At 45.1% G+C, this 3,082-nt stretch carries 3 protein-coding genes; all 3 read left to right on the forward strand.

From position 1 onward, the window contains the following. A partial coding sequence (gene yidC, locus AC1MDJ_RS07335) for a membrane protein insertase YidC (protein WP_479690273.1) occupies positions 1-621 on the forward strand: 621 nt, incomplete at its 5' end. 6 nt (positions 622-627) lie between these two features. Then, positions 628-1,311, forward strand: a complete 684-nt coding sequence (locus tag AC1MDJ_RS07340) for a R3H domain-containing nucleic acid-binding protein (RefSeq protein ID WP_479690274.1) — start codon at positions 628-630, stop codon at positions 1,309-1,311. 69 nt (positions 1,312-1,380) lie between these two features. After that, positions 1,381-3,082 (forward strand): DNA gyrase/topoisomerase IV subunit B (locus tag AC1MDJ_RS07345; RefSeq protein ID WP_479690275.1); only part of this gene is annotated, 1,702 nt, incomplete at its 3' end.

Raw genomic sequence — 3,082 nt, forward strand, 5'->3', positions numbered from 1 at the left:
TTTTTAGCTATCCCTATGTCGCGTGTGTTGCAGTATAGCTACTCAGCGGTTGGCAATTACGGGGTGGCGATAATATTGCTGACGATTTTAATTAAGATTATAACTCTACCTATCACGTTAAAGAGCATGAAGTCTATGTCGGCTATGGCAAAGTTGCAACCTGAGATAGCTAAACTAAAAGAGCGGTTTAAGGACGAACCGCAAAAGCTGAATACTGCGATGATGGATTTGTATAAAAAACACAATGCTAACCCTGTATCTGGCTGTCTGCCGATGTTGTTGCAGATACCGATATTTTTCGCCCTGTATAAGTCATTGCTCGTATCAGTGGAGCTTAAAGGCTCGCCATTTATAGGCTGGATAGTGGATTTGTCACTAAAAGACCCGTATTATGTGTTGCCTATACTTATGGGGTTGTCAATGTTTGTCGTTCAGAAGCTGACGCCAGCGGCGGGCGACCCCACTCAACAAAAAGTTATGATGTTAATGCCTGTAATATTTACGGTGATGTTTATAAACTTCCCGTCAGGGCTTGCACTATATTGGACTACAAACAATATTTTATCTATCATTCAGCAGGTTATTGTCAATAAACGAAAGAAGCTGGAACAAGTGAGGTAATAGGAAATGCGTTATTTTGAGGTAGAGGGTAGTTCCCCGCAGAAGATACTAGACCAGTTCATAATAGAACAGGGCACGTCTACAGACTATGTGAAGATATCTGAGATAGTAGATGCCGGTTCAGGTGGTTTTCTAGGCATTGGCAGGAGGGCGGCTAAAGTTAAGATAGAGTTTGATGACTATCGCTATCTATCACGCAAGGCGAGACTGTATCTATCAGATATACTATCAAATGGCGGTTTTGATGATTACAATATTGAGGTTATCAACAACCCGCCCAAATGTACCTTAAATATCACGTCTGCCTCTGTCGCACTGCTGACGGGCAAGCAGGCGGCGACTCTTGATAGTTTGCAATATTTGGTTGATAGGCTTACCCGTTCAGATGTCGGCTCAGTGGTGCGTGTGCTGGTGGACGTAGATAATTATCGTGATAAGTTCATAAAGCCATTGAAAGAGAAAGCTATTCAACTTGCTCATCAAGTAAAACGCAGTGGCAAGCCGATTACCATGCAGCCGATGTCAACTATCGCTCGCCGTGAAATACACAATGCTGTTAAACAGTTAGGCGGCGTCACTACATTTAGCGAGGGGGATGGGCAGCTTAAACCGCTCACTATAAAGCTATATGACCGCTCAGAGGGCAACAACAGACGCCCGCCACGCAGAGGCAATAAGGGTAACTCATAGTGAATGGTGCAATCAAGTAGAGGTTTAACCGCTTGAAACGTGGTTTTAGCCACAAGGAGCATTTATTGTATGGATACGAATACTGGGAATACTTATAATGAAAGTAGCATACAGGTATTGGAGGGGCTGGAGCCTGTCCGTAAGCGTCCGGGTATGTATATCGGGTCAACCGATGGGCGCGGGCTTCATCATTTAATCTATGAAGTAGTTGATAACTCAATAGATGAGGCTATGGCGGGCTACGCCAAGAACATTACTATTACCATACATTTAGACGACTCTGTTACCGTTACAGACGATGGACGTGGTATACCGGTAGGGATGCACCCCACAGCGGGCAAACCAACCCTAGAAGTAGTGTTGACAGTGCTACACGCAGGTGGCAAGTTTGATAGTAAATCGTATAAAACATCGGGCGGATTGCATGGCGTGGGTGTGTCGGTGGTGAATGCGTTATCTGAATGGCTGGAAGCAACTGTATGCAGAGACGGAGGCGAGTATAAGCAACGTTTTGAGCGAGGTGTTCCGGCATCAAAGCTAGAGCGGGTGGGAGATAGCAACAAGACTGGGGTAGCTATCAAGTTCAAGCCTGACCATCAGATATTTGAAGTGTTAGAGTTCACACATGAGACGATTGCACACAGGTTGCGTGAGCTGTCATTCTTAAATAAAGGCATTAGGATTATTTTTACTGATGAGCGCACAGGGCAGGTAGATGAGTTTGCGGACACTGGCGGTATTGTGGGCTATGTGCGCTACCTGAATAAGAGCAAGACTTTGTTGTTTGACCCGCCCGTGTTTATGTCGGGCAATAGCCAAGATGTAGAGGTGGAACTCGCTTTTGCCTATAACGATTCTTATTCTGAAATGCTGATGTCTTATACTAATAACATTCGCAATGACGAGGGGGGCACGCACGAGGCAGGCTTTAAGAATGCTTACACGCGCGTGTTTAATAACTATGTGACTAAGCAGAATTTGATAAAAGATAAGAAGGTTGTTCTGACGGGCGAAGATATACGTGAGGGTATTTGCGTAGTTCTTTCACTTAGGATGTCTGAGCCGATGTTTGAGGGGCAAACTAAGACAAAGCTTGGTTCTAGCGTGGCAAAGACGGCAGTAGAGGCTGTTATATCAAGCAAATTGGCTGACTTTTTGGAGGAAAACCCTAGCATTGCCAAGAAGATGTTAGATAAGTCGTTAGCAGCGTTTGAGGCGCGTGAGAGCGCGCGCAAGGCAAAGGAGCTTACTAGGCGTAAAAGTGCGTTGGACGGTATATCGGCACTGCCGGGCAAGCTAACGGATTGTCAGGAGAAAGACCCAGCTTTGAGCGAGATGTTTATTGTGGAGGGAGATTCTGCGGGTGGCTCAGCTAAACAGGGGCGCGATAGGCGGACACAGGCTATATTGCCGTTGCGTGGCAAGATTCTTAATGTAGAGAAAGCACGTGAAAATAAGATGCTTGAAAATGCAGAAATACGCACCATTATAACGGCACTGGGTGCAGGCTTTGGCAAAGACGATTTTAACGTTGATAAGATACGCTACCATAAAATAATATTGATGACAGATGCTGATGTTGATGGTGCACATATAGATACGTTGCTATTGACGTTTTTCTTTAGACACATGCGCCCCATTATAGACAAGGGCTATCTATATATTGCCAACCCGCCGTTGTATAAGCTGAAAAAAGGGAAGAACGAACGGTATGTGCAGACGGATGATGAGTTGGATTCGTTTTTGCTCGATTCTGTGGTAAGTGAGCTGT

The organism is Candidatus Termitispirillum reticulitermitis (genome assembly GCF_054655775.1).

Bases quoted from the DNA above. Each gene is read 5' to 3' on its own strand.
- AC1MDJ_RS07340 (WP_479690274.1), top strand. From the start codon at position 628: ATGCGTTATTTTGAGGTAGAGGGTAGTTCCCCGCAGAAGATACTAGAC.